Raw genomic sequence first — 21,669 nt, forward strand, 5'->3', positions numbered from 1 at the left:
GATTGGATGTACGAAGCGACGTAACCCCAAACATCGTATCCCGACTTTTCAGCAGTTCTTTCAGCTTTGCTGCATACCCATAAACACGCTTTGCATCCGCATTGGAATATTCGAGCGCCATCTTGCCCTTAACGGCGGACTTCAGGCTTTCCACAAACTTGGCTTCCTGAGCAGGCGTGAGAATCCACGGCCCTTGCGCCACCCTGTCGTTCCGGTTGATGACTAGGGACGTGATGATAAAGCAACCAGTAACTAACCAGCCCACGAAAGTAAGGATCGAAATCCAGTGGGGGGCGCCTTCGGCGGTTTGGAAAAGCGACACCAAGTACTTCATTTTTGATTCGCCTTCAAAACCGATTTCGTGAAACTGGAACGCTATCAAGTACAGTCTTTACGTGCAACAAATGACTTACTATCCCCTGAGCGTGTCCTTCGTTGCGCGTTTATTACCCGGAGTTACGGTGAGATTGCACCGTCACCGAAGCTAATCACGTCCCTTCCAGCAACCTCTGCACCCTCCCCAACAACGCGCGAATCTCTCTCCGTTCAGCGATCGCATCCCTGGTGAACAGCCCGTGCTTGCGTGCGTTCCGGTTTGCCTTCGGCGCGCCGGATCCCTTTGCGCCGCCGTGCATGCGGCAGCGCCTCTTGCCGCGCACGGCCGGCGCGCGGCAGGCGCCACTGCTGCGGGTTTTGGCGCCGCAGCGCGGGCTCGTCAGCATCGCCCCGGTCGTGCTCACGTGACCGCTCATGCCTGGGCATCCTGCCTGGCATCGGCAGGCTCATGCGCGCGCCTGGCGCGGGCGGCCTTCGGCGCCCGCGCCGCGGATGGCGCGGTCTGGTCGGAGACGATCACGCTCGCATGCTGGGTGACGTTGCCGACGATGGCGTTGCCGCCGTCCTCCACCTTCACGTTCTGCACGGTGATGGCGGGCTCGCCATGGCTGCGGTAGCGGTTCAGCGCCTCGATCTGGGCGGGGAAGGTGCGGGCGAGCCGGCCGAGGGCGCGCGCGGCGCTGTCGTGCTGGGCGAGGTCGTCGGCATGCGCGAGGTGCTGGGCACAGCGCATCGCCATCACGTGCACCGAAACCATCTGCGCCACCAGCATGGCCTCGACGGCATCCCGTGGGCGAATGCTCTTCACCATCGAGAGTATGAAGGCGAGGTTGACCTCGCTAGGCTTGCCGCCGCTCACGCTGGCCCTGACCAGTTGCCTGAGGATGCCGTCCATCGCGGCGCGATCGGCGACCCCGAGCGCGTTCGCCATCAGCGCTTCGCCGAGCCTCGGGTCGGGGTGGTCGATCGCGTAGCCGCGCCGCGAGAGCTTGATGCGCGGGAGTATGGCTGCTTGCGGCTCGCCGGGTGCGGCGGCCATCGTCGGCACGGTGAGATCGGGTGCAGTGGTCATGTCGATGTTCCCTGGAATGAGCGGCACGCACGCAGGCGATCGTTCGCTGCGGGCGCCGGTGCGATGTCGATGTGGGTTGAGGATGTCTGGGCCGCGATCGCAGCCGGCGAGCCCGCTGTTGCGGGCGAGGGGCGCTTAAGGGCGCTTGCACGATTTCGGAATATTGGAAATATGCCCCTGAGTTGCCCGACGTGTCAAGCCGCCATGTCGAGCACAGGCGGCGGGCCTGCTCCTTTGCATGGGGTTGTTTTCGAGTTTTTGGCCGCGCGCCTTGTCGGGGGGCAATCGCATGTGAAGTCTGCGGAGATTCTCCGCGAGTTCCCTTCGCCTCTCCCGCTTGCGGGGGAGGCCGACGCGCGCCCAGCGCGCGGCGGGTGGGGGCTCTCTCCACAATATGACTCGCGGAGAGAGCCCCCACCCAACCCTCCCCCGCAAGCGGGAGAGGGAGCGGCGGGTGCCGTGCGCGGGGCCGCCTGCGCGTCGCGCAACCCTGTATCCGAAGACTTGGGGTCGCGGATCGTTATACTGACGACATCTTTGCGACGGGGCTCGAGACCCGCATCTGAGGACGCTGCTGAATGACTGAGACCATTGGCTACCCCGATCCCGGCCTCGATCTATCCGATGGTTTCAAGCCGCACACCTCGCATTGGGGCGTGTTCTCGGCGCGGCTCGGCCAAGCCGGTCTCGAAGTCCGGCCCTATGCCGGCGATCCCGATCCGAACGGCATCATCAACAATTTCCCCGGCGCGCTGCGCCACCAGGCGCGCATCGCACAGCCTGCGATCCGCCGCGGCTGGCTCGAGCGCGGGCCTGGGCCCGACGACCGCCGTGGCCGCGACGAGTTCGTCTCGGTCAGCTGGGAGCAGGCGCTCGATCTGCTCGGCGGCGAGCTTTCGCGGATCCGCGACACGATCGGCCCCGGCGCGGTGTTCGGCGGCTCCTATGGCTGGTCGAGCGCAGGCCGCTTTCATCACGCGCAGAGCCAGGTGCATCGCTTCCTCAACATCGCGCTCGGCGGCTATGTCCGCTCGGTGAACACCTATTCCTCCGGCGCGTCCTCGGTGCTGCTGCCGCAGATCCTCACCGGCTACGAGGACATCACCAAGCGCAACGTCACCTGGGAGCAGATCGCGGCCGAAACCGACATCGTGCTGGCGTTCGGCGGCATGGCGCTGAAGAACTCGATGGTCGCCGGCGGCTCGATCAGCAAGCATGTCGAGCGCGGCGCGATGGCGGCTGCGCACCGGCGCGGCTGCGAGTTCGTCCTGGTCAGTCCGCTGCGCGACGATCTCCCGGTCGAGGCCGGCGCCGAATGGCTGACGGCGACACCCGGCACCGACACCGCGCTGATGCTCGGCATCGTCCACACCCTGGTCAGCGAGGGCCTGCACGATCAGGCCTTCCTCGATCGCTACACCGAAGGCTGGCCGGTGTTTTTGCGCTATCTCTTCGGTGAAACCGATGGCCAGCCGAAGAGCGCCGAATGGGCCGCTTCGATCTGCGGCATCGATGCCGACACGATCAGGGCGCTGGCGCGGCGGCTCGCCGGGCAGCGCGCGCTGATCACCGTCTCGCATTCGTTGCAGCGCGCCGAGCATGGTGAGCAGCCGGTGTGGATGGGCATGGTGCTGGCGGCAGCCCTCGGCCAGATCGGCCTGCCCGGCGGCGGCTACGCCTATTCGCTCGGCGCGATCGGCTATTACGGGCGCCGCGTCAACGCCGTGCCGGGGCCGACGCTCGGCCAGGGCCGCAACGGCGTCGCCGACTTCATTCCGGTGGCGCGCATCGCCGACATGCTGCTCAATCCCGGCACGACCTATCGCTACAATGGCGAGACGCGGACCTATCCGGATATCCGCCTCGTCTATTGGGCGGGCGGCAATCCGTTCCACCATCATCAGGACCTCAACCGCCTGCGCAAGGCGTTTGCGCGGCTCGATACGCTTGTGGTGCACGAGCTGGCCTGGACCGCCACCGCCCGCCACGCCGACATCGTGCTGCCCTCGACCATGACGCTGGAGCGCGAGGACATCGGCTATTCCAGCAACGATCCCTTGATGGTCGCGATGCACCGGATCGCCGAGCCGTTCGGCCTAGCGCGCGACGACTATGACATCTTCGCCGATCTCGCCGAGCGGTTAGGGGCCCGCGAGCCCTTCACCGAGGGGCGCACGTCGCGGCAATGGCTGGAACATCTCTACGAGCCGACCCGCAAGGCGCTCGCCGCGCGCGGGCTCGAAGCGCCGGGCTTTGATGAATTCTGGGCGCGTGGCAGCCTGGTGGTGCCGCAGCATCTCGACGACGGCGGTTCGCTGCGCCGCTTCCGCGAGGACCCGGTCGCGCGGCCATTGCCGACGCCGAGCGGCCGCATCGAGATCTTCTCGCAGAAGATATCAGATCACGGCGATGCCGATTGTCCGGGCCATCCGGTCTGGCTCGCGAAATCAGACACGCCGAAGCCGGGCGCGCCGTGCTTCCTGGTCGCCAACCAGCCGGTGACGCGCCTGCACAGCCAGCTCGATTTCGGCGGCCACTCGCTCGAGGCCAAGCATCGCGGCCGCGAGGTCGCGCGGATGAACCCGCGGGATGCTGCGGCGCGCGGCATCACTGATGGCGACATCATCCGCATCTTCAACGCGCGCGGCGCCTGCCTCGCCGCGGTGCATGTCACCGACGGCATCGCGCCCGGCGTGGTGCAGCTGCCGACCGGCGCCTGGTACGATCCGATGGATCCCGAGGAGGAGGCACCGCTCTGCGTGCACGGCAATCCGAACGTGCTGACCCGCGACATCGGCACGTCATCCTTCGCGCAGGGCTGCACCGGCCAGCTGACGACGGTCGAGGTGGAGCGCTTCAACGGCAATCTGCCGCCGATCCGGGCGTTCGATCCGGCGTAATCTAGCAGCGATCACGAACAAATCATCTGATGGCGCTGGATGGCGTCCAGCCGTTCGGCTACGGCATCACGGGATCGCCCCTGTTGGTTGGACATTCTGAGATGCACCTGAAGGCCCTGTTTTTTGTCGTCGCTGTGTCCGTCACATTCGGTTCGTCCGCTGCATCAGCGCAATCGGCCGCTGAGCCGGCTTACGGACCGGAGTTGCAGGGTTTCGAATATCCCTATCCGGTGCAGCACTATCGCTTCAGCTCGCAGGGGCAGGAGCTCGACATGGTCTATCTCGACGTCAAGCCGGCGACGCCGAACGGGCAGACCGCGGTGCTGCTGCACGGCAAGAATTTCTGCGCCGCGACCTGGGACGGCACCATCAAGGCGCTCAGCGGCGCCGGTTATCGCGTGATCGCGCTGGACCAGATCGGCTTCTGCAAATCCAGTAAGCCGGAACGCTATCAGTTCACCTTCCAGCAGCTCGCCGGCAACAGCCGTGCGCTGCTTGCTTCGCTCGGGATCGAGCGTTCGATCATGGTCGGCCACTCGACCGGTGGCATGCTCGCGATGCGCTACGCGCTGATGTATCCGGACGCCACCGATCGCCTCGTGCTGGTCGATCCGATCGGGCTGGAAGACTGGAAGGCCAAGGGCGTGCCGTGGCTCAGCCTCGACGGCTGGATGCAGCGCGAGACGCGCGTCACCGCCGACAGCATCCGCGCCTATGAGCGCGCCACCTATTACGCCGACACCTGGGATCCGTCCTACGAGACCTGGGTGCAGATGCTGGCCGGCATGTATCGCGGGGAGGGCCGCGCCGCCGTGGCGTCGAGCTCGGCGCGGCTCTACGACATGATCGCGACCCAGCCGGTGTTCTACGAGTTCGAGCAGATCAAGCCGCCGACGCTGCTGTTCGTCGGCGACAAGGACACCACCGCGATCGGCAAGGACACCGCGCCGCCGGAGACCCGCAAGACCCTCGGCAATTATCCGGTGCTCGGCAAGGAAGCCGCGAAGCGGATTCCGCATGCGCAGCTGGTCGAATTCCCCGACCTCGGCCATTCCCCGCAGATCCAGGCGCCGGCGCGCTTCCACGAGGCGCTGCTCGGCTGGTTGCAGCATCCGGAGACCGGCGCGACGTTGGTCAAATAGCGGGCTCGACCCGCCGCGCGACGCATCGGCGCTGCAGAGAATATCTAGGCCTGCTCGGCGTTCCTCTTGGTGCGCTCCCGCGCGCTGGCGTGCAGCGGCGACGATCGCCGGGCGCCGGGACCCGGATGCACATGGACGTGCTTTGCGCTCAGCGGCTCGCCGCATTCCGAGCAGACCATGACGGGATCGAACATCTTCCCGCAGCTCTTGTGCTCGTGCAGCAACGGCCGGCCGCGCGCGTCGACCATGTGGATGTTGCCCCAGTGCACGATCGACATGATGATCGGATAGAGATCGAGCCCCTTCTGCGTCAGGATGTATTCGTAGCGCTTCGGCGCCTCCTGATAGGGAATCTTGCGCAGCACGCCGAAGCGCACCAGCTTCTTCAGCCGGTCGGCGAGCAGATGCCGGGTGATCCCGAGCGATGCCTGGAAGTCATCGAACCTGCGGATGCGCAGGAAACATTCGCGCAGGATCAACAGGCTCCAGCGGTCACCGATCACGGCCACGGTGCGGGCCAGCGAGCACGGCTCCTCCTCGAGGGCATCCCATTTCATCTGCATCTCCAGCGGTCTGCGACGATACGCGAATTAAATTCTAAATCAGAACTTACGTCATTTCAATAGGATACTTCACGGCAAGCTATTGGATGACAAATATCATATTGACAGTTCTAAAATAGAACTTAAGGTCCGGACCACGATCAACCGGCAGCGACAGGCGATTGCTGCCACTCGAAGGGAAGGGCGTTCCATGGCTGCTCCGCTCAAGGTCGAATTCCACTTCGATTTTGGAAGCCCCAACGCCTATCTCGCGGAGCTCGCGCTGCCGGGGATCGAGAAGCGCACTGGCGTGAAGTTTGACTACATCCCGGTGCTGCTCGGCGGCGTCTACAAGGCCACCGGCAACTTGTCGCCCGGCGAGTCCCTGCGCGGCATCAAGAACAAGCCCGAATACAACGCGCTCGAGACCGAGCGCTTCCTGCGGCGCCACAACATCACGACCTTCAAGTCGAACCCGTTCTTTCCGGTCAACACGCTGATGCTGATGCGCGGCGTCGTCGCAGCCGATTCCGAGGGGCTGTTCGAGCCCTATTTCCGCGCCGCCTATCACCACATGTGGTCCGAGCCCAAGAAGATGGATGATCCGCAGGTGTTCCGCGAGGCGTTCCTGTCCTCCGGCCTCGACATCGACCGCATCATCGCCCGCGCCCAACAGGACGAGGTGAAGAAGAAGCTGATCGACAACACCAGCAATGCGGTGGCGCGCGGCTCGTTCGGTTCGCCGACCTTCTTCGTCGGTGACGAGATCTTCTTCGGCAAGGACCGCTTGCGCGAGGTCGAAGAAGAGATCGTCGCGCAGCTAACGGCGGGGCAGCGCAAGACCGCCTGAGCGGGACATTCCTCAACACAGCAAATCAAGCCCGAAGGGCTGCGACAGGGAGGTTTCAGTGCAGGCGTTGACCCAGTTTGCCGAAGGAAGTGTGGAAGGCTTGCCCAACCGTATCCACGAGGTGATCAATCACCATGTCGTGGCGACGCCAAATCATCCGGCGCTGATCGACGACACGATGCGGCTGACCTATCGCGAGCTCGATCAGGCGGTCGATCGCGTCGCAGCCGCGTTGCAGGCGCTCGGCATCCGCGCCGGCGATCGCATGATGATCGTGAGCGAGAATTCGATACCGCTTGCTTGCCTGCTGCTGGCGGCGAGCCGGCTCGATGTCTGGTCAATCGTGGTCAATCCGCGGCTCTCGTCGCGGGAGCTGGATCAGATCAGAGATCACAGCGGCGCCCGCCGCGTGCTGCTCACCGTCGAGGTCTCGCAGGAGGCTGCCGCCCATGCCGCGCGCTATGAGGCTGCCGTGCAGGATGTCGGCCCGCTTCATGGCGTCGCCGTCACCAGCTTGAATCTGGCAACCGCGGCTGAGCCGGTCGAAGCCGACGGCGCCGACCAGGTCGCGGTCCTGATCTACACGTCCGGCACCACGGGCACGCCGAAGGGCGTAATGCTGACCCATCGAAATCTCCTGTTCAGCGCCCGGGGCACTGCAGGCTTCCGCAGGATGGCGGCCGATGACGTGCAATATTGCGTGCTGCCGATCTCGCATATCGTCGGCATTTCGCTGCTGACGATGACCTTGATGGTCGGAGCGACCGTGCGCCTCGTCGCAAAATACGATCCGGCCGCGCTCGTCAAGGCGATGACCGAGGAGGGCATCACGATCCTGAATGGTGTGCCCGCGACCTATCAGCGCCTGCTTGAATATCGCCGCAATGCCGGCTTGCCGAAGCTCGATCGCGGCCGGTTGCGCGTGATCTCGGTGGCCGGCGCGCCGCTCGACCTCGATCTCAAGAACCGGGTCGAGCAGGAGCTTGGCCTGCCGTTGCTCAACGGTTACGGCATCACCGAATGCTCGCCGGGCATCTCTGGCGTCCGGCCCGACAATCCCCGGGCCGACCACGCGGTCGGCACCGTCATGGCGGGTATCGAGGCAAGGCTGGTCGGTCGCGACCTCAAGCCGGTTGCGGCAGGCGAAGTCGGCGAGCTCCACGTCCGCGGTCCGAACGTGATGCGCGGCTACTACCGCGCGCCCGATCTGACCGCCAAGGCGATCGATCCCGACGGCTGGTTCAACACCGGCGATCTGGCCCGCTTCGAGAACGACGCCCTTTATATCGTCGGGCGGACCAAGGAGATGATCATCCGCTCCGGATTCAACGTCTATCCGGCCGAGATCGAGGCGGTGCTGAGCACGCATGACGCTGTTGTGCAGTGCGCAGTGGTCGGCCGGGCGGTCGAGGGCAATGAGGAGGTCGTGGCCTTCGTGCAGCTGATCAAGGGCTCGACAGCGACCGCGCAGGACCTGATGGCCCATGTTGCTCCGCAACTCACCTCGTACAAGCGCCCGACGGAGATTATCCTGATGGACGCGCTGCCCGCGACATCGACGGGCAAGCTGTTGAAGCACAAGCTGGCGGAATCGTTGCGCAGCTGACGCTGAGCCACCGCCAGCCCGTTCACTCAAACAAGACCGGAGAACACCATGCAGAAGAGAAACAAGACGGTGGCCGTCATTGGTGCCGGTGATTTCATCGGCGGCGAGATCGCGAAGAAATTCGCCGCCGAGGGCTTCACGATCTTCGCCGGCCGCCGCAACGGCGACAAGCTCGCGCCGCTGGTCAAGGAGATCGAGGCCGCCGGCGGCGAGATCCACGCGCGTTCGCTCGACGCGCGCAAGGAGGAGGAGATCACTGCCTTCCTCAACGACGCCGACAAGCATGCGCCGCTCGAGGTCTGCATCTTCAACATCGGCGCCAACGTCAATTTCCCGATTCTGGAGACCACCGAGCGCGTGTTCCGCAAGGTCTGGGAGATGGCCTGCTATTCCGGCTTCCTGGCGGGACGCGAAGCGGCACGGCTGATGACGGCGCGCGGAGAAGGCAACATCTTCTTCACCGGCGCCACCGCGTCGCTGCGCGGCGGCAGCGGCTATGCCGCCTTTGCCAGCGCCAAGTTCGGCCTGCGCGCCGTGGCGCAGGCGATGGCGCGCGAGCTGGGACCGAAGAACATCCATGTCGCGCATCTGATCATCGATTCCGGCGTCGACACCGAATGGGTGCGGCAGCGTCGCATCGAGGCGCTCGGCCCGAACGCGCTCGACAATCCCGATCTCTTGATGCCGCCGGCCTCGGTTGCCGCGTCCTACTGGCAGCTCTACCAGCAGCCGAAGAGCGCCTGGACCTTCGAGCTGGAAATCCGCCCCTTCGGCGAGAAGTGGTAGGGAGCACGGCAGATGGAGCTCGCGCTATCCCCTGAAGACGCGGCGTTCCGCGACGAAGTCCGCGCCTTCATCAAGGACAATTATCCGGCGGAGATGTGCGTCGCCAATCCGGAGACCGATCTCTCCAAGGAGCAGATGCTGCTGTGGCATCGCATCCTGCACGACAAGGGCTGGATCGCGCCGCTCTGGCCGAAGGAATATGGCGGACCGGGCTGGTCGATCACCCGCCGCTTCATCTTCGAGCAGGAGACGACGCGCGCCGGCACGATGCCGCCTTTGGCGTTCAGCGTCACCATGGTCGGCCCGGTCATCTACACGTTCGGCAACGCTGCGCAGAAGGCAAAATTCTTGCCGCGCATCCTGTCGGGTGAGGACTGGTGGTGCCAGGGCTATTCGGAGCCGGGCTCCGGCTCCGATCTCGCCACCGTTCGCACCAAGGCGGTGCGCGACGGTGACCACTACATCGTCAACGGCCACAAGACCTGGACCACGCTGGCGCAGCACGCGGATTGGATCTTCTGCCTGGTCCGCACCGATCCCACGGCGAAGCCGCAATCCGGCATCTCGTTCCTGCTGATCGACATGAAGTCGCCGGGCGTCACCGTGCGTCCGATCATCACCATCGATGGCTCGCATGAGGTCAATGACGTCTTCCTCGAGAACGTCCGCGTCCCCGCCGAGAACCTGATCGGCGAGGAAAACAAGGGTTGGACCTACGCCAAATTCCTGCTCGGCAATGAGCGCACCAGCATGGCCGGCATCGGCCGCTCGACACGCTATCTCAATCGGCTGAAGCAGATCGTGAAGGCCGAAATCCAGGAAGATGATCCGGCGCATCTCGAATTCATCAGGGACATCGCCCGCGTCGAGCTCGACGTGCTGGCATTGGAGGCGACCGAGCTTCGCGTCGTCGCCCAGATGGCCCGCGGCATCGATCCGGGTCCGTCCGCGTCGCTGTTCAAGATCCGCGGCACCGAGATCTTCCAGGATATCACCGAGCTGACGCATCGGGCGATCGGCAATTACGGGCTTGCGATCCGCGAGCATCCGGTCAGCGCCAATCACTTCATGCCGGGCCCCGACTACGGCCACACCGCGTCGGAGAAGTATCTCAACTCGCGCAAGCTCTCGATCTACGGCGGATCGAACGAGATCCAGCGCAACATCATCGCCAAGGCGGTGCTTGGTCTCTAGGGCATGATCCGGAAAAGTGCGAAGCGGTTTTCCGAAGAGATCATGCCCAAACAACGGCGATAGCGGCAACGAGGATCGGATGGATATCCAGTTCACGGAAGAGCAGGAATTGTTGCGGTCCAGCGTGCAGCGGCTGCTGCGCGACCAGTATGATTTCGATGCCCGCCGCAAGATCGTTGCGAGCGAAGAGGGGCTTGGCCGCAGGCAATGGGATGAATTCGCCGAGGTTGGCCTGCTCGCCGCGCCGTTCTCGGAAGCCGTCGGCGGCTTCGGCGGCGGGCCGCTATCGACCATGATCATCATGCACGAGTTCGGCCGGCATCTCGTGGTCGAGCCGTTCGTCGAGACGGTTGTGGTGGCTGGCGGCCTGATCGAGCAGGCGGGTTCCGAGGCGCAGAAGCAGGCCCATATCGCCGACATCATCGCGGGATCTAAGCTCTGGGCGCTAGCCTGGACCGAGAAGGGCTCGCGCTTCGATCTTGCGACCGTCACGACCACGGCGCGTCGGCACGGTGACGACTATTTGCTGAGCGGGGAGAAGACCGCGGTCATCGCCGCGCCTTGGGCGGACTATCTCATCGTCTCCGCGCGCACCTCAGGCCATCGCCACGATCGCGGCGGCGTCAGCCTGTTCGTGGTGGATCGCCGCGCAGCGAACCTTGATCTGCAAGGCTTCAGGACGATCGATGGCCGCCGGGCGGCGGAGATCAGCCTGCGCGGCGTGCGCGGGGAGTTGTTGGGTCGGGAAGGCGAGGGTGTCGCCGCGCTGGAGGCCTGCCGAAACCGCGCGATCGGCGCGCTCTGTGCGGAGGCGGTCGGCGCGATCGGCGAGCTGAATGACGCGACACTGGATTATTCCAAGACGCGCAAGCAGTTCGGTGTCACGATCGGCAGCTTCCAGGTGCTGCAGCACCGGATGGTCGATATGTTCATCGCCCATCAGGAGGCGCTGTCCCTGATGCAGCATCTGTCGCTCAGCCTCAGCGAGGGCGAGGCCGGCCTCTCCCGGCTGGCGTCGGGTGCAAAATCCAAGATCGGCTATGCCGGCAAGTTCGTGGCCGACCAGGCGGTGCAGCTGCATGGCGGCATGGGTATGACCGACGAGCTCAATGTCGGCCACTACTTCAAGCGGATTTCCTCCATCAACATCCAGTTCGGCGATCCCGCTTATCACGTGCTGCGCTATGCGCAGCTCGACGCGGTCGCCTGAAGTCAAAGAGGTTAAACATGTCACAAGATGCAGTCATCGTTTCCACCGCGCGCACCGGCGTCGGCAAGGCCTATCGCGGCGCGCTCAACAACACCGACGGCCCGACCTTGGCCGGCCATGTGATGGCCGAGGCCGTGAAGCGCGCCGGCATCGCGCCTGATGAGGTGGAGGACGTGGTGATGGGCTGCGCCATGCAGCAGGGCACCATGGTGATGAACGTCGCGCGCAAGGGCGCGATCCGCGCCGGACTTCCAGTCACTGTTGCCGGCACCACCATCGACCGGCAATGCGCCTCCGGCCTGCAGGCGATCGCGGTTGCCGCGCGCTCGGTGATGCTTGACGGCGTCGAGATTGCGATCGGCGGCGGCATCGAATCGATCAGCCTGGTGCAGAACGAGCACATGAACAGGTTCCACGCCGTCGACGACGAGCTGATGGTGATGAAGCCCGAGATGTACATGTCGATGCTGGAGACGGCTGAGGTCGTCGCCGAGCGTTACGGGATCGGCCGCGATAAGCAGGACGAATACAGCCTCGAGTGCCAGCGCCGCGTCGGTGCCGCGCTGCAGGGCGGCCGTTTCAACGACGAGATCGTGCCGTTCACGACCAAGATGGCCGTGGTTAACAAGGACACCAAGGAAGTCAGCTTCCAGCAGGTGACCTTGGCCAAGGATGAAGGCCCGCGGCCGGACACCACGGCGGATGGTCTCGCCAAGATCAAGCCGGTGTTCGAGGGCAAGACCATCAGCGCGGGCAATGCCAGCCAGCTTTCGGACGGCGCTTCGGCCTGCGTGATCATGAGCGACAAGGTCGCCGCGCAGAAGGGGCTGAAGCCGCTCGGCATCTTCCGGGGCTTCGTCGCCGCCGGCGTCGAGCCGGACGAGATGGGCGTCGGTCCGGTCGCCGCGATCCCGCGGCTGTTGAAGCGACATAACCTGAAGATCGACGATATCGATCTCTGGGAGCTCAACGAGGCCTACGCGGTGCAGGTGATTTATTGCCGCGACAAGCTCGGCATCGATCCTGACAAGCTCAACGTCAACGGCGGCTCGATTGCGATCGGCCATCCCTATGGCATGACCGGCGCGCGGCTCACCGGCCACCTCCTGATCGAAGGCCGGCGGCGCAAGGCGAAATACGGCGTGGTGACCATGTGCATCGGCGGCGGCATGGGCGCGGCCGGCCTGTTTGAAATCGTCCACTGATCGGAAACGCGGGAGAGACTTGTGAAGACAGCAATCACCGAATTGTTCGGCATCCAGCATCCGATCATCCAGGGCGGCATGCATTATGTCGGCTTCGCCGAGATGGCGGCCGCGGTGTCGAACGCCGGCGGCCTCGGCATCATCACCGGCCTGACCCAGCGGACGCCGGAGCTGCTGGCCAAGGAAATCGCGCGCTGCCGCGACATGACCGACAAGCCGATCGGCGTGAACCTCACCTTCTTGCCGAGCTTCACCGCGCCGCCTTATCCGGAATATATCGCCGCGATCCGCGAGGGCGGCGTCAAGGCGGTGGAGACCGCGGGCCGCAGCCCGGAGCAGTACATGCCGGCGCTGAAGGCGGCGGGCATCAAGGTGATCCACAAATGCACCTCGGTGCGGCACTCGCTGAAGGCCGAGAGGATCGGCTGCGATGCGGTCAGCGTCGACGGCTTCGAGTGCGGCGGCCATCCCGGCGAGGACGATATCCCGAACATGATCCTGCTGCCGCGCGCGGCGGATGAATTGAAGATTCCGTTCGTCGCCTCGGGCGGCATGGCGGATGCGCGCAGCCTCGTCGCGGCGCTGTCGATGGGCGCGGCCGGCATGAACATGGGCACCCGCTTCATCGCCACCAAGGAAGCGCCTGTTCATCCCAACGTGAAGCAGGCGCTGCTCGATGCCGACGAACTCGACACGCGCCTTGTGATGCGCGCGCTGCGCAACACCGAGCGCGTGTTGAAGAACAAGGGCGTCGATGAGCTGCTGGATATCGAGCGCGAGAAGGGCGCCAAACTCAAGATCGAGGACATCCACGAGCAGGTCGCCGGCGTCTACCCGAAGGTGATGATCGAGGGCGAGATGGATGCCGGGGCCTGGAGCTGCGGCATGGTGGTCGGCCTGATCAACGACATCCCGACCGTCAAGGAGCTGATCGACCGCATCATGGCCGAGGCCGAAGCGATCATCCGGCACCGGCTGACCGGCTTCCTCGACGGCAAGTTCGAAACCAAGCCGGCCCGCGCGGTGGCCTGAACGGGAGAGTGCCATGACCGAGCATGTCAAAGTCGAAATCGCCGCCGGCGTCATGACGCTGACCTTGCAGCGGCCGGAGAAGAAGAACGCCCTCACCGGTGCCATGTATGACGCGATGTCGGGTGCGCTGAAGCAGGCCGAGGCGGATCCGTCCGTCCGCGTCATCCTGCTCCAGGGCGACGGCGACAGCTTCACCGCGGGCAATGACCTGGCCGATTTCGCGAGCCAGGCGCGCGGCGAGAGCGCGGTGGATAGCCCGGCGCATCGCTTCATCGAGACCATCAGCAAGGTCGGCAAGCCGCTGGTCGCGGCCGTGCAGGGCAATGCGGTCGGCGTCGGCACCACCATGCTGCTGCATTGCGACCTGGTCTATCTCGCCGAGACCGCGCGGCTGATCACGCCCTTCGTCAATCTCGCTCTGGTGCCGGAAGCGGCGTCGAGCTGGCTGCTCCCTTTAAGGATCGGGCACGCGCGCGCCTATGCGATGTTCGCGCTCGGTGAGCCGATGGATGCGCAGGGCGCGCTGGCATCGGGCCTTGCCAATGCCGTGGTGCCGCAGGCCGATCTGCGCAAGAAAGCGCATGACGCGGCGATCGCGCTGACCAAGCGGCCGGCCGGCTCGCTCAGCATGACCAAGGCGCTGATGCGCGAACAGCAGCGGATCGCGGCACAGATCGCCGAGGAGGGCGTGCTGTTCAAGCAACGCCTGACCACGCCCGAGGCCCGCGAGGCCTTTGCCGCCTTCGCCGAGCGGCGTCAGCCTGATTTCACCAAGCTGTCGGCCTGAACCGGCAGCGAAATTCACGGAACCATCGAGGGAGTGACAAGCATGCACGTCGTCGGCAGCCATCAATATCCCGCCATGGAAACCGTGATCTACGGCAAACCGGCAGCCGAAGCGCTGCGCGAGGAGGCCGAGCGGCTGGGCGCGAAACGCATCTATCTGATCGCCAGCCGGACGCTGAACACCACGACCGACGAGATCGAGAAGATCCGCAAAGCGCTCGGCGATCGTCATGCGGCGACCTTCGACGGCGTGCCGCAGCACACCACGCGGGACGTGGTGACGCTGATCGCGCGGCAGGCCAGCGAAGCCAGGGCCGACCTCGTCGTCGCAATCGGCGGCGGCTCGGTGGTCGACGCCGCGAAGATCGTGCTGATGTGCATCGAGCACGAGATATTCGAGCCGGCGGGGCTCGACGGCTTCGAGACCACGCCGGAGCGCCGGTTCGGACCGTTCCGCGACCCGAAGGTCCGGATGATCGCGATCCCCAGCACGCTGTCGGGCGGCGAATACAATTCCGGCGCGCTGGTCACCGACACCAGCCGCAAGCTGAAGCAGATATTCAACCATCCGATGATGATGCCGCGCAGCATCATCCTTGATCCGGCGATGACGAGATACACCCCGGAGAAGCTCTGGCTCGGCTCGGGCACGCGCGCGATGGATCACGGCATCGAGGCGATCTGCTCCAGCCGCCCCAACGTGCTCGTGGATGCAGTGTGCCAGCAGGGCTTGCGCTATCTGCACGATGGCCTGCTGCGCACCAAGGATAATCCCGGCGACGAGGCAGCGCGGCTGAGCTGCCAACTGGGCTCCTGGCTGTCGGCATTCGGATTGCAGTCGCGGGTGCCGATGGGCGCCAGCCACGCCATCGGCCATGTGCTCGGCGGCACCTGCGACGTCCCGCATTATTTCTGCACCGCGGTGATGATGCCGAGCGTGCTGCGCTACAACCGCCCCGCGACGGAGAAAGCCCAGCAATCGATCGCGGCCGCGCTCGGCGCGCCGGGGCGAGACGCCGGCGAGGCATTCGCAGGCTTCATCGCGCAACTCGGCCTGCCGCGGCGGCTCGCCGATGTCGGTGTCGGTGAAGACCGCTTCGAGCTGATCGGCAGGAACGCGATGCTGTCGATCTTCACCCGCGCGAACCCGCAGCCGATCCGCGAGCCCGCTGACGTCGTCAAGATCCTGAAGCTGGCCGCCTGAGGCAACAGCACCTGGAGCAGCCGCCATGACCGCCCTGCGCATCTTCTCCTATTTGCCGAACCCGCGCGTGTGGAAGGCGACCATCGCGGCGCGGTTCTGCGGCGTCGCGGTCGAGGTCAGAGGCGCCTCGGGCAAGGAGTTGCGCGACTGGTTATGGGACTACGATGCCCATCCGTTGGCGGAGCAGGAGCGCGCGGAGCTCGCCTCGCTCGCGAGGACCGGGAAGGTCGGCCTGACCGGTGCGCAGTTGTTCAAGACCGATGCGTTCATGGCAGCGCATCCGTTCGGCAACGTGCCCGCCGCGTTCGGCGCCGACGGCAAGGTCGGGATCTTCGAATCCAACAGCATCATGCGCGCGGTGGCGCGGCTCGGCGAGGCGGCGTTCCCGCTCTACGGGCGTGACGCCTACGAGGCGTCCAGGATCGACAGCTTCCTCGATGTCAGCCTGGTGTTCGCGCGCGACACCCAGATCTATCTGCTGGCGCTGTCGGGCGGCACGGTCGACGCAGCCATTCATGCCCGCGCCAGGGATGCGTTCGCGATCTATGCGTCCGGGATCGAGCAGGCGCTGTCGCCACGGCGCGAGACGCTGGTCGGGGACGGCATCTCGATTGCCGACATCTGCTTTGCCGCCGAGCTCGCGCTGTTCATGAACGAGTACGGGCGGAGCGAGCAATTGGACAAGCAGGGATTGACCAGGATCCTGCATCCCGGGGTGCAGGATGGGTATCCGCTGATGTTCGCTCACTTTGCCCGGCTGGTCGCGCACGCGCATTTTGCGCCGGACCTCAAGCCTTATGTCGAGAAGCTGCGATCGAAGGCAGCGGCCTGACCATGACACCTGTTGGCTCTAACGCGGAGGATTGATCGCATGTCCGCACCCGTCTGTCTGATATCCGGCGTTGGGCCCGGCACCGGCTCGGCGCTCGCCAGGCGGTTCGCCGAGGGCGGCTACCGCATCGCGCTGCTGGCCAGGAACGAGGAGCGGCTCGCCGCGCTCGAGAAGCAGCTGCCGGGCGCGAAGGCCTATCGATGCGATGTCTCCGATCCCGCGCAGGTCGAGACGGTAGCCTCGGCCGTCGAGCGCGATCTCGGCAGCCCCGGCGTCGTGATCCACAATGCCGTCGGTGGTGCGTTCGGTACGTTCCGCGAGATCGATCCGCAGATCCTCAATCGTAACTTCCAGGTCAACACGATGGGCTTGCTGTATCTCGCACGGCGGTTTGCACCGGCGATGATCAGCGCCGGCAAGGGCGCCATCGTTGCGAGCGGAAATACTTCGGCGTTGCGCGGCAAAGCCGGCTTCGCAGGGTTCGCGCCGACCAAGGCGGCGCAGCGGATTCTCGCCGAGGCGATGGCGCGCGATCTCGGACCGCAAGGCGTTCACGTCGCCTATGTCGTGATCGATGCGGTGATCGATCTGGAGTGGACGCGGAAGCGCTGGCCTGAGCGGCCGGACGACTTCTTCATCAAGCCGAAAGCGATCGCGGACGAGATCTGGCACGTCACCCACCAGGACCGCAGCGCGTGGTCGTTCAATGTCGAGATCAGACCGTTCGGCGAAGTATGGTAGGCGCTGCGCTGCGTTGGGCAACAGCCGATCAATTCATAAAGCCAAGGGGGAATTCGATGTCTTTGAGGAAGCTTGCGGTATCCATTGCAATGCTCGCCGCGTTTGCTGCCGCTCCGGTCCGCGCCGAAACGCCTGGTATCTCGGAATCGGAGATCAAGGTCGGGGCGACATTCCCGTTCAGCGGTCCCGCATCCCCGCTCAGCAATACCGGCAAGGGCCTGATCGCCTATGTCCATTCCGTCAATGACCGCGGCGGCGTCAACGGCCGCAAGATCAACCTCATCACCTATGATGATGCCTATACGCCGCCCAAGGCGGTGGAGCAGACCCGGAAGCTGATCGAGAGCGACGAGGTGGCGTTCCTGTTCAGCCCGCTCGGGACACCCGGGATCGGCGCAACCATCAAATACGTGACCGCGAAAAAGGTGCCACATCTCTTCGTCGTCAGCGGCGTGACCAAATTTGCGAACTTCAACGAGTTTCCGCTGACCACCACGGGACTGCCGAGCTATAACACCGAAGGAAAGATCTACGCCAAATACATCGCGCAGACGGCGCCCGATGCGAAGATCGCGATCCTTTACCAGAATGACGACCTCGGCCGGGACTTCGTGGCCGCTTTCAAGGAAACTCTGAAGGCCGACTTCGACAAGAAGGTCGTGACGTCTCCCTATGAGGTCACCGAGCCTACCATCGAATCGCATGTGGTGACGCTGAAGGCGTCGGGCGCGCAGGCATTCCTGGTCGCCGGCACGCCGAAATTCGCCGCACAGGCGATCAAGAAGGCGAGCGAGATCGGCTGGACGCCGCTCACCATCGTCAACTACGTGTCGAGCTCGGTCTCCGCCACCATCGTGCCCGCGGGAGCCGACAAGGCGGTCGGCGTCGTGGTCGCGACCATCACCAAGGATCCGAACGACAAGAAGTGGGCCGACGATCCCGGCATGAAGTGGTATCGCGCCCACTTCGAAAAATATCTTCCCGGCGCCGATATCGGCGACAACAACTATCTGTTCGGCACCCAGCAGGGCCAGATCCTGGAACAGGTGCTGAAACAGTGCGGCGACGACCTGTCGCGCGAGAACATCGTGAAGCAGGCGCGCAACATCAAGGGACTGGTGCTGCCGACCCTGATGCCGGGGATCACGATCAACACCGGCCCCGGCAACAGCATGGCCTATACCCAGCTGCAGCTGCAGCGCTGGACCGGAAATTCCTGGGAGCAGTTTGGCGGCGTGCTGAGTGCCGATACGAACTGAGCTGCCCGATCGATTGGCTTGCGTGCTAGTGAAGTCGTCGCGCGATCGGCTTTGCCAGCGCGCTATGCCAGTCCCACTGCGATGATCGGTCGCTCGACCGCAGGCTTGCCAGAAACGCCGTGGTCTTCGGTTGCACCCGCGAGCCGTCGATCACCTCGAGCTGGCCGCAGCGGTTGAGCGTGTGCAGCTTGCGCCCGGTCCATAGCGGCCCGGGCTGGAGCAGATGCCGAACCGCCTGCTTGTACGTCGTCGGTGACAGTTCGAGCACTTCCGCAAGCCCGAGTGCCGCGCCGTATCCGTTGGTGCAGTCCTGCACCGGCCGCCACAGCTTTCGATTGACGGTCACGAAATTGCCGGCCGGCCGCGTGGTGGCGCGATCCATCAGGATCGGATTGGCCGCATGCGGCTGCCAGGGGCCGAGCAATTGCTCGGCGTAATAGATCGCGAGCGTGTCGGAATATCCGCCGGTGCCATCGCGCCAGGCCCCGAACATGTAGTGGAGGCCGTTATGCTGCGTGATCGTCACATCGGCAAGCTCGAGCCCGGACAGCAGCGTTGAGTGCCGCTCCCATTTGTCCGGAAAGCGGATGCATTTGTAGATGGGAACGTCCCGATGCGCCGTGCTTTCCGGGATCATCCAGAGCTCGCCATTGTGCTCGATCATGAACGGGTAGGAGAGATGCCAGGGCTCTTCCAGCACCGGCATCACCGTGCCGATCGGCCCGTTGCCGTCGAATTCGATCGCGGAGATGATGCCCTTGTTGGTCCGGTGGTCGAGGTCTTCGAAGAACACAAACGTCCTGCCCTGCCATTTCACCGGCACAGGATCGGCATAGAAGTGGTTGCCGGGATCGGCGAGCACGTTCCAGGCCGGTCCAGAGAGGTCGCCGGTGCGCCAGATATCCGTATTCCCTGCGAAGCGCCAACCGATATGCCAGTGCGGCGCGTAGCAGCACAGGCGATAAATTTCCTTTGCGATCGACGTCGCCACGCCGCGCAGGACAAAGGGTGCGGGATTTGGCGCTGCGCCGCCGTTTGCCGGAGCAGGCAGTTGCGGCACCAGCCGCGGAGCCCCTGACAGGATCGGAGGCAGCATGGACAGCGTGCGCGCCATCACCGTGTCGAGCCCGCCGCTCAGGCCGGCTGCGATTTCCGCCGAGGGGTGGCCGCGGTCCATCACCGCACCGTCGAGCTCGTTGACGATTTCGATCACCGGCAGATCGCCGGCGAGAATGGCTGCCAATGCTGCGCCTTCTCCCGCGTGCCCGTTGAACCGTGGACGGAGATACAGTTTCGCGGAGCAGTTCGGATCCCGCTCGGCGTTGGTGAAGTCGACCACCACGTCGGGGTTGCCCGCGCGCGGCCGCTCCGGAAGCGTCTTCAGCCCGTCGACGCCGCCGGCCTTGCCCTTGCGCAGGACGATGCGTTCGAGCTCGAACAGCATGTCGAGGCCGGCGGGTCGCGGTGCCGGCGTCGTGGTCCATGAGATTTGAACGGGAATATCCTGATCGTTGACGCGCAGTGACTCACGGCACATCCAGAGCCGCGGCTGCTCGCGATCGCAGCGAAACTCGATAATCATGGCCAGCCCAACTTCCTAATACGCGTCCGCCCCCACAGCGTCGCCGAGAATGCGGACGTATTCCTCTATCATGGCATCCAACGAATAGCGCGACTTCAGGCCCACGGCGCTTTGCCGCAGCTGGTCGCTTAACGAACGATCTGTCAGGACCTGCGACACGGCGGCCGAGAATTCGGCTTCATTCGCAGCGTCGACGAACACCGCCGCGGGCTGCCCCTGGTAGGACAGAACCTCGCGCAGCACGGGGAGATCGTTGACGACGCAGGGAATGCCGGCGCTCGCGGCCTCGACCGCGGCGAGGCCGAAGGTTTCGGCCTGCGTGGGGAAGACGAAGACGTCGAGGCAGGCCAGAAAATCGGCCATCTGGCGCGGTGGAATCTCGCCGATGAAGTGCAGCCGGTCCGATACTTTCAGCTCGTCCGCCAGGGCCCGGAGCCGCCCCTCATCCGCGCCCTGGCCCGCGAGGGCAAGGTGCCAGGATGGGTCGGCCGCCAGCAGGCGAATGGCCGCATCGAGCCGCTTGTGCGGGTGCAGCCTCGCCGCGCAGCCGAGCAGGGTGCGGTCCGGCGGCAGCTTGAACTGTTGCCGCGCGAGGTCCCTCGGCAGGCTGTGCGACTTGTCGTCGAAGCCGTGTGGGACGTGCTTCATGCGGGATCGGTAGGGAGCAGGATAGCGCGCGTATTCGCGCTCCATGTCGCGCGAGTTCAGCGTGATGCACTGGAAGAAGCCGGTCGAGCCCATGATGATGTCGGCGGCCCGCACCGGCATGCTCATCGACAGCGCCGAAGACACCTGGTTGGCGATGACCGGGGCGCGGCTGACCAGCCGCGACACGCCTGCGCCGATCACATTGCCGAAATGCTGGAAGGTCAGGACAGCGTCGGGCCTGATGGTCCTGAGATGACCGGCGAGCGTCCACAGCATGCGCAGCAGCGCCACCGGATTTCCGGGCCGGGTCTGCGCGCAATAGAACGTGTTGGGCGGTTCGTCGAAGGAATCCGATTTGCGGAAGAAGAACAGGTTGGCGACGTCATAGCCGCGCGCGGCGAGGCCGGCGCCGAGCAGCCGCGAGATCTCCTGCGCGCCGGCGTTCTCGGCCTGGGTCTGCACCAGGACGACACGCAGCTTTCGCGCGTTCGGTCGACCGCGTGATGCGCTCGATGCTTCGCGCAATTCTGTACCTGGCGTGTATTGGAGCACGAAACCCTCACCCGTTGAAGGAGTGGATTCGCCCCCTTCATTTTTGCGCGCGTAACTATCACGCGGAGCGTGCTGGCGCACCGAGTAGCGCGCGTTGAGGTTACTGCTCATTTAGCAATCGGACATCTGTCGGCAATCAAGAGCCATTATCTCACGGACAGGGTACCGCCGGCTCGTTAACTAATTGGTT

The 21,669-nt window shown here is 64.8% G+C and carries 20 protein-coding genes; 14 read left to right on the forward strand and 6 right to left on the reverse strand.

The window, feature by feature from the left end; all coding sequences use genetic code 11:
* The 3 genes from AC628_RS00795 to AC628_RS00805 all read right to left on the reverse strand — a co-directional run.
* A partial coding sequence (locus AC628_RS00795; RefSeq protein ID WP_143201362.1) for a hypothetical protein occupies positions 1–334 on the reverse strand: 334 nt, incomplete at its 3' end.
* Positions 335–488: 154 nt separating this feature from the next.
* A complete protein-coding gene (locus tag AC628_RS00800; RefSeq protein ID WP_074124830.1) occupies positions 489–752 on the reverse strand; it encodes an HGGxSTG domain-containing protein in 264 nt (87 codons plus the stop codon).
* Positions 749–1,408 carry a hypothetical protein gene (locus AC628_RS00805; protein WP_074124833.1) on the reverse strand — a complete coding sequence of 220 codons (660 nt, stop codon included), beginning with the start codon at positions 1,406–1,408 and terminating at the stop codon, positions 749–751. Before AC628_RS00805 ends, AC628_RS00800 begins: the two co-directional genes overlap by 4 nt.
* A gap of 578 nt (positions 1,409–1,986) precedes the next feature.
* Between AC628_RS00805 and AC628_RS00810 the strand changes: the two genes are divergently transcribed.
* Positions 1,987–4,308: a molybdopterin guanine dinucleotide-containing S/N-oxide reductase gene (locus AC628_RS00810; RefSeq protein WP_074124834.1), complete on the forward strand. Its 2,322-nt coding sequence runs from the start codon at positions 1,987–1,989 to the stop codon at positions 4,306–4,308.
* A gap of 101 nt (positions 4,309–4,409) precedes the next feature.
* On the forward strand, positions 4,410–5,450 hold the full coding sequence (locus AC628_RS00815) for an alpha/beta fold hydrolase (protein WP_074124876.1): 1,041 nt from the start codon (positions 4,410–4,412) through the stop codon (positions 5,448–5,450).
* Between the two features lie 44 nt (positions 5,451–5,494).
* On the opposite strand, the gene AC628_RS00820 is transcribed toward AC628_RS00815, so the two are convergent.
* Positions 5,495–6,007, reverse strand: a complete 513-nt coding sequence (locus AC628_RS00820; protein WP_074124878.1) for a winged helix-turn-helix transcriptional regulator — start codon at positions 6,005–6,007, stop codon at positions 5,495–5,497.
* 196 nt (positions 6,008–6,203) lie between these two features.
* On the opposite strand from AC628_RS00820, the gene AC628_RS00825 reads away from it, so the two are divergent.
* The 12 genes from AC628_RS00825 to AC628_RS00880 all read left to right on the forward strand — a co-directional run bounded on the left by AC628_RS00825 (position 6,204) and on the right by AC628_RS00880 (position 18,697).
* Positions 6,204–6,842: a 2-hydroxychromene-2-carboxylate isomerase gene (locus AC628_RS00825; RefSeq protein ID WP_074124836.1), complete on the forward strand. Its 639-nt coding sequence runs from the start codon at positions 6,204–6,206 to the stop codon at positions 6,840–6,842.
* A gap of 58 nt (positions 6,843–6,900) precedes the next feature.
* Entirely contained in the window at positions 6,901–8,448 is a 1,548-nt protein-coding gene (locus tag AC628_RS00830) for a class I adenylate-forming enzyme family protein (RefSeq protein WP_245320963.1), read from the forward strand.
* Between the two features lie 48 nt (positions 8,449–8,496).
* On the forward strand, positions 8,497–9,234 hold the full coding sequence (locus tag AC628_RS00835; protein WP_074124840.1) for an SDR family oxidoreductase: 738 nt from the start codon (positions 8,497–8,499) through the stop codon (positions 9,232–9,234).
* A 12-nt stretch (positions 9,235–9,246) separates the two neighbouring features.
* Positions 9,247–10,428 (forward strand): acyl-CoA dehydrogenase family protein, encoded by a 1,182-nt coding sequence (locus AC628_RS00840; RefSeq protein WP_074124842.1) that lies wholly within the window; start codon positions 9,247–9,249, stop codon positions 10,426–10,428.
* Positions 10,429–10,507: 79 nt separating this feature from the next.
* Positions 10,508–11,638 (forward strand): acyl-CoA dehydrogenase family protein, encoded by a 1,131-nt coding sequence (locus AC628_RS00845; RefSeq protein WP_074124844.1) that lies wholly within the window; start codon positions 10,508–10,510, stop codon positions 11,636–11,638.
* A gap of 17 nt (positions 11,639–11,655) precedes the next feature.
* Complete coding sequence (locus AC628_RS00850) at positions 11,656–12,843, forward strand: acetyl-CoA C-acyltransferase (RefSeq protein ID WP_074124847.1); 1,188 nt, start codon at positions 11,656–11,658, stop codon at positions 12,841–12,843.
* Positions 12,844–12,864: 21 nt separating this feature from the next.
* On the forward strand, positions 12,865–13,875 hold the full coding sequence (locus AC628_RS00855) for an NAD(P)H-dependent flavin oxidoreductase (protein WP_074124849.1): 1,011 nt from the start codon (positions 12,865–12,867) through the stop codon (positions 13,873–13,875).
* A gap of 13 nt (positions 13,876–13,888) precedes the next feature.
* A complete protein-coding gene (locus AC628_RS00860) occupies positions 13,889–14,662 on the forward strand; it encodes an enoyl-CoA hydratase-related protein (RefSeq protein ID WP_074124850.1) in 774 nt (257 codons plus the stop codon).
* A 42-nt stretch (positions 14,663–14,704) separates the two neighbouring features.
* Complete coding sequence (locus AC628_RS00865) at positions 14,705–15,865, forward strand: iron-containing alcohol dehydrogenase (protein ID WP_074124852.1); 1,161 nt, start codon at positions 14,705–14,707, stop codon at positions 15,863–15,865.
* Between the two features lie 25 nt (positions 15,866–15,890).
* Entirely contained in the window at positions 15,891–16,697 is an 807-nt protein-coding gene (locus tag AC628_RS00870; RefSeq protein ID WP_074124855.1) for a glutathione S-transferase family protein, read from the forward strand.
* A gap of 39 nt (positions 16,698–16,736) precedes the next feature.
* Entirely contained in the window at positions 16,737–17,438 is a 702-nt protein-coding gene (locus AC628_RS00875; protein ID WP_074124857.1) for an SDR family NAD(P)-dependent oxidoreductase, read from the forward strand.
* Positions 17,439–17,494: 56 nt separating this feature from the next.
* On the forward strand, positions 17,495–18,697 hold the full coding sequence (locus AC628_RS00880; RefSeq protein ID WP_074124860.1) for an ABC transporter substrate-binding protein: 1,203 nt from the start codon (positions 17,495–17,497) through the stop codon (positions 18,695–18,697).
* 25 nt (positions 18,698–18,722) lie between these two features.
* Here the strand turns inward: AC628_RS00880 and AC628_RS00885 are convergent, their stop codons facing one another.
* A complete protein-coding gene (locus AC628_RS00885; RefSeq protein WP_074124863.1) occupies positions 18,723–20,279 on the reverse strand; it encodes a glucosamine inositolphosphorylceramide transferase family protein in 1,557 nt (518 codons plus the stop codon).
* A 15-nt stretch (positions 20,280–20,294) separates the two neighbouring features.
* Positions 20,295–21,479 carry a glycosyltransferase family 4 protein gene (locus AC628_RS00890; protein WP_074124865.1) on the reverse strand — a complete coding sequence of 395 codons (1,185 nt, stop codon included), beginning with the start codon at positions 21,477–21,479 and terminating at the stop codon, positions 20,295–20,297.
* Positions 21,480–21,669: the final 190 nt, after the last annotated feature.

It is taken from the genome of Bradyrhizobium sp. NAS96.2, from assembly GCF_001908235.1.
Classification (GTDB): Bacteria; Pseudomonadota; Alphaproteobacteria; order Rhizobiales; family Xanthobacteraceae; genus Bradyrhizobium.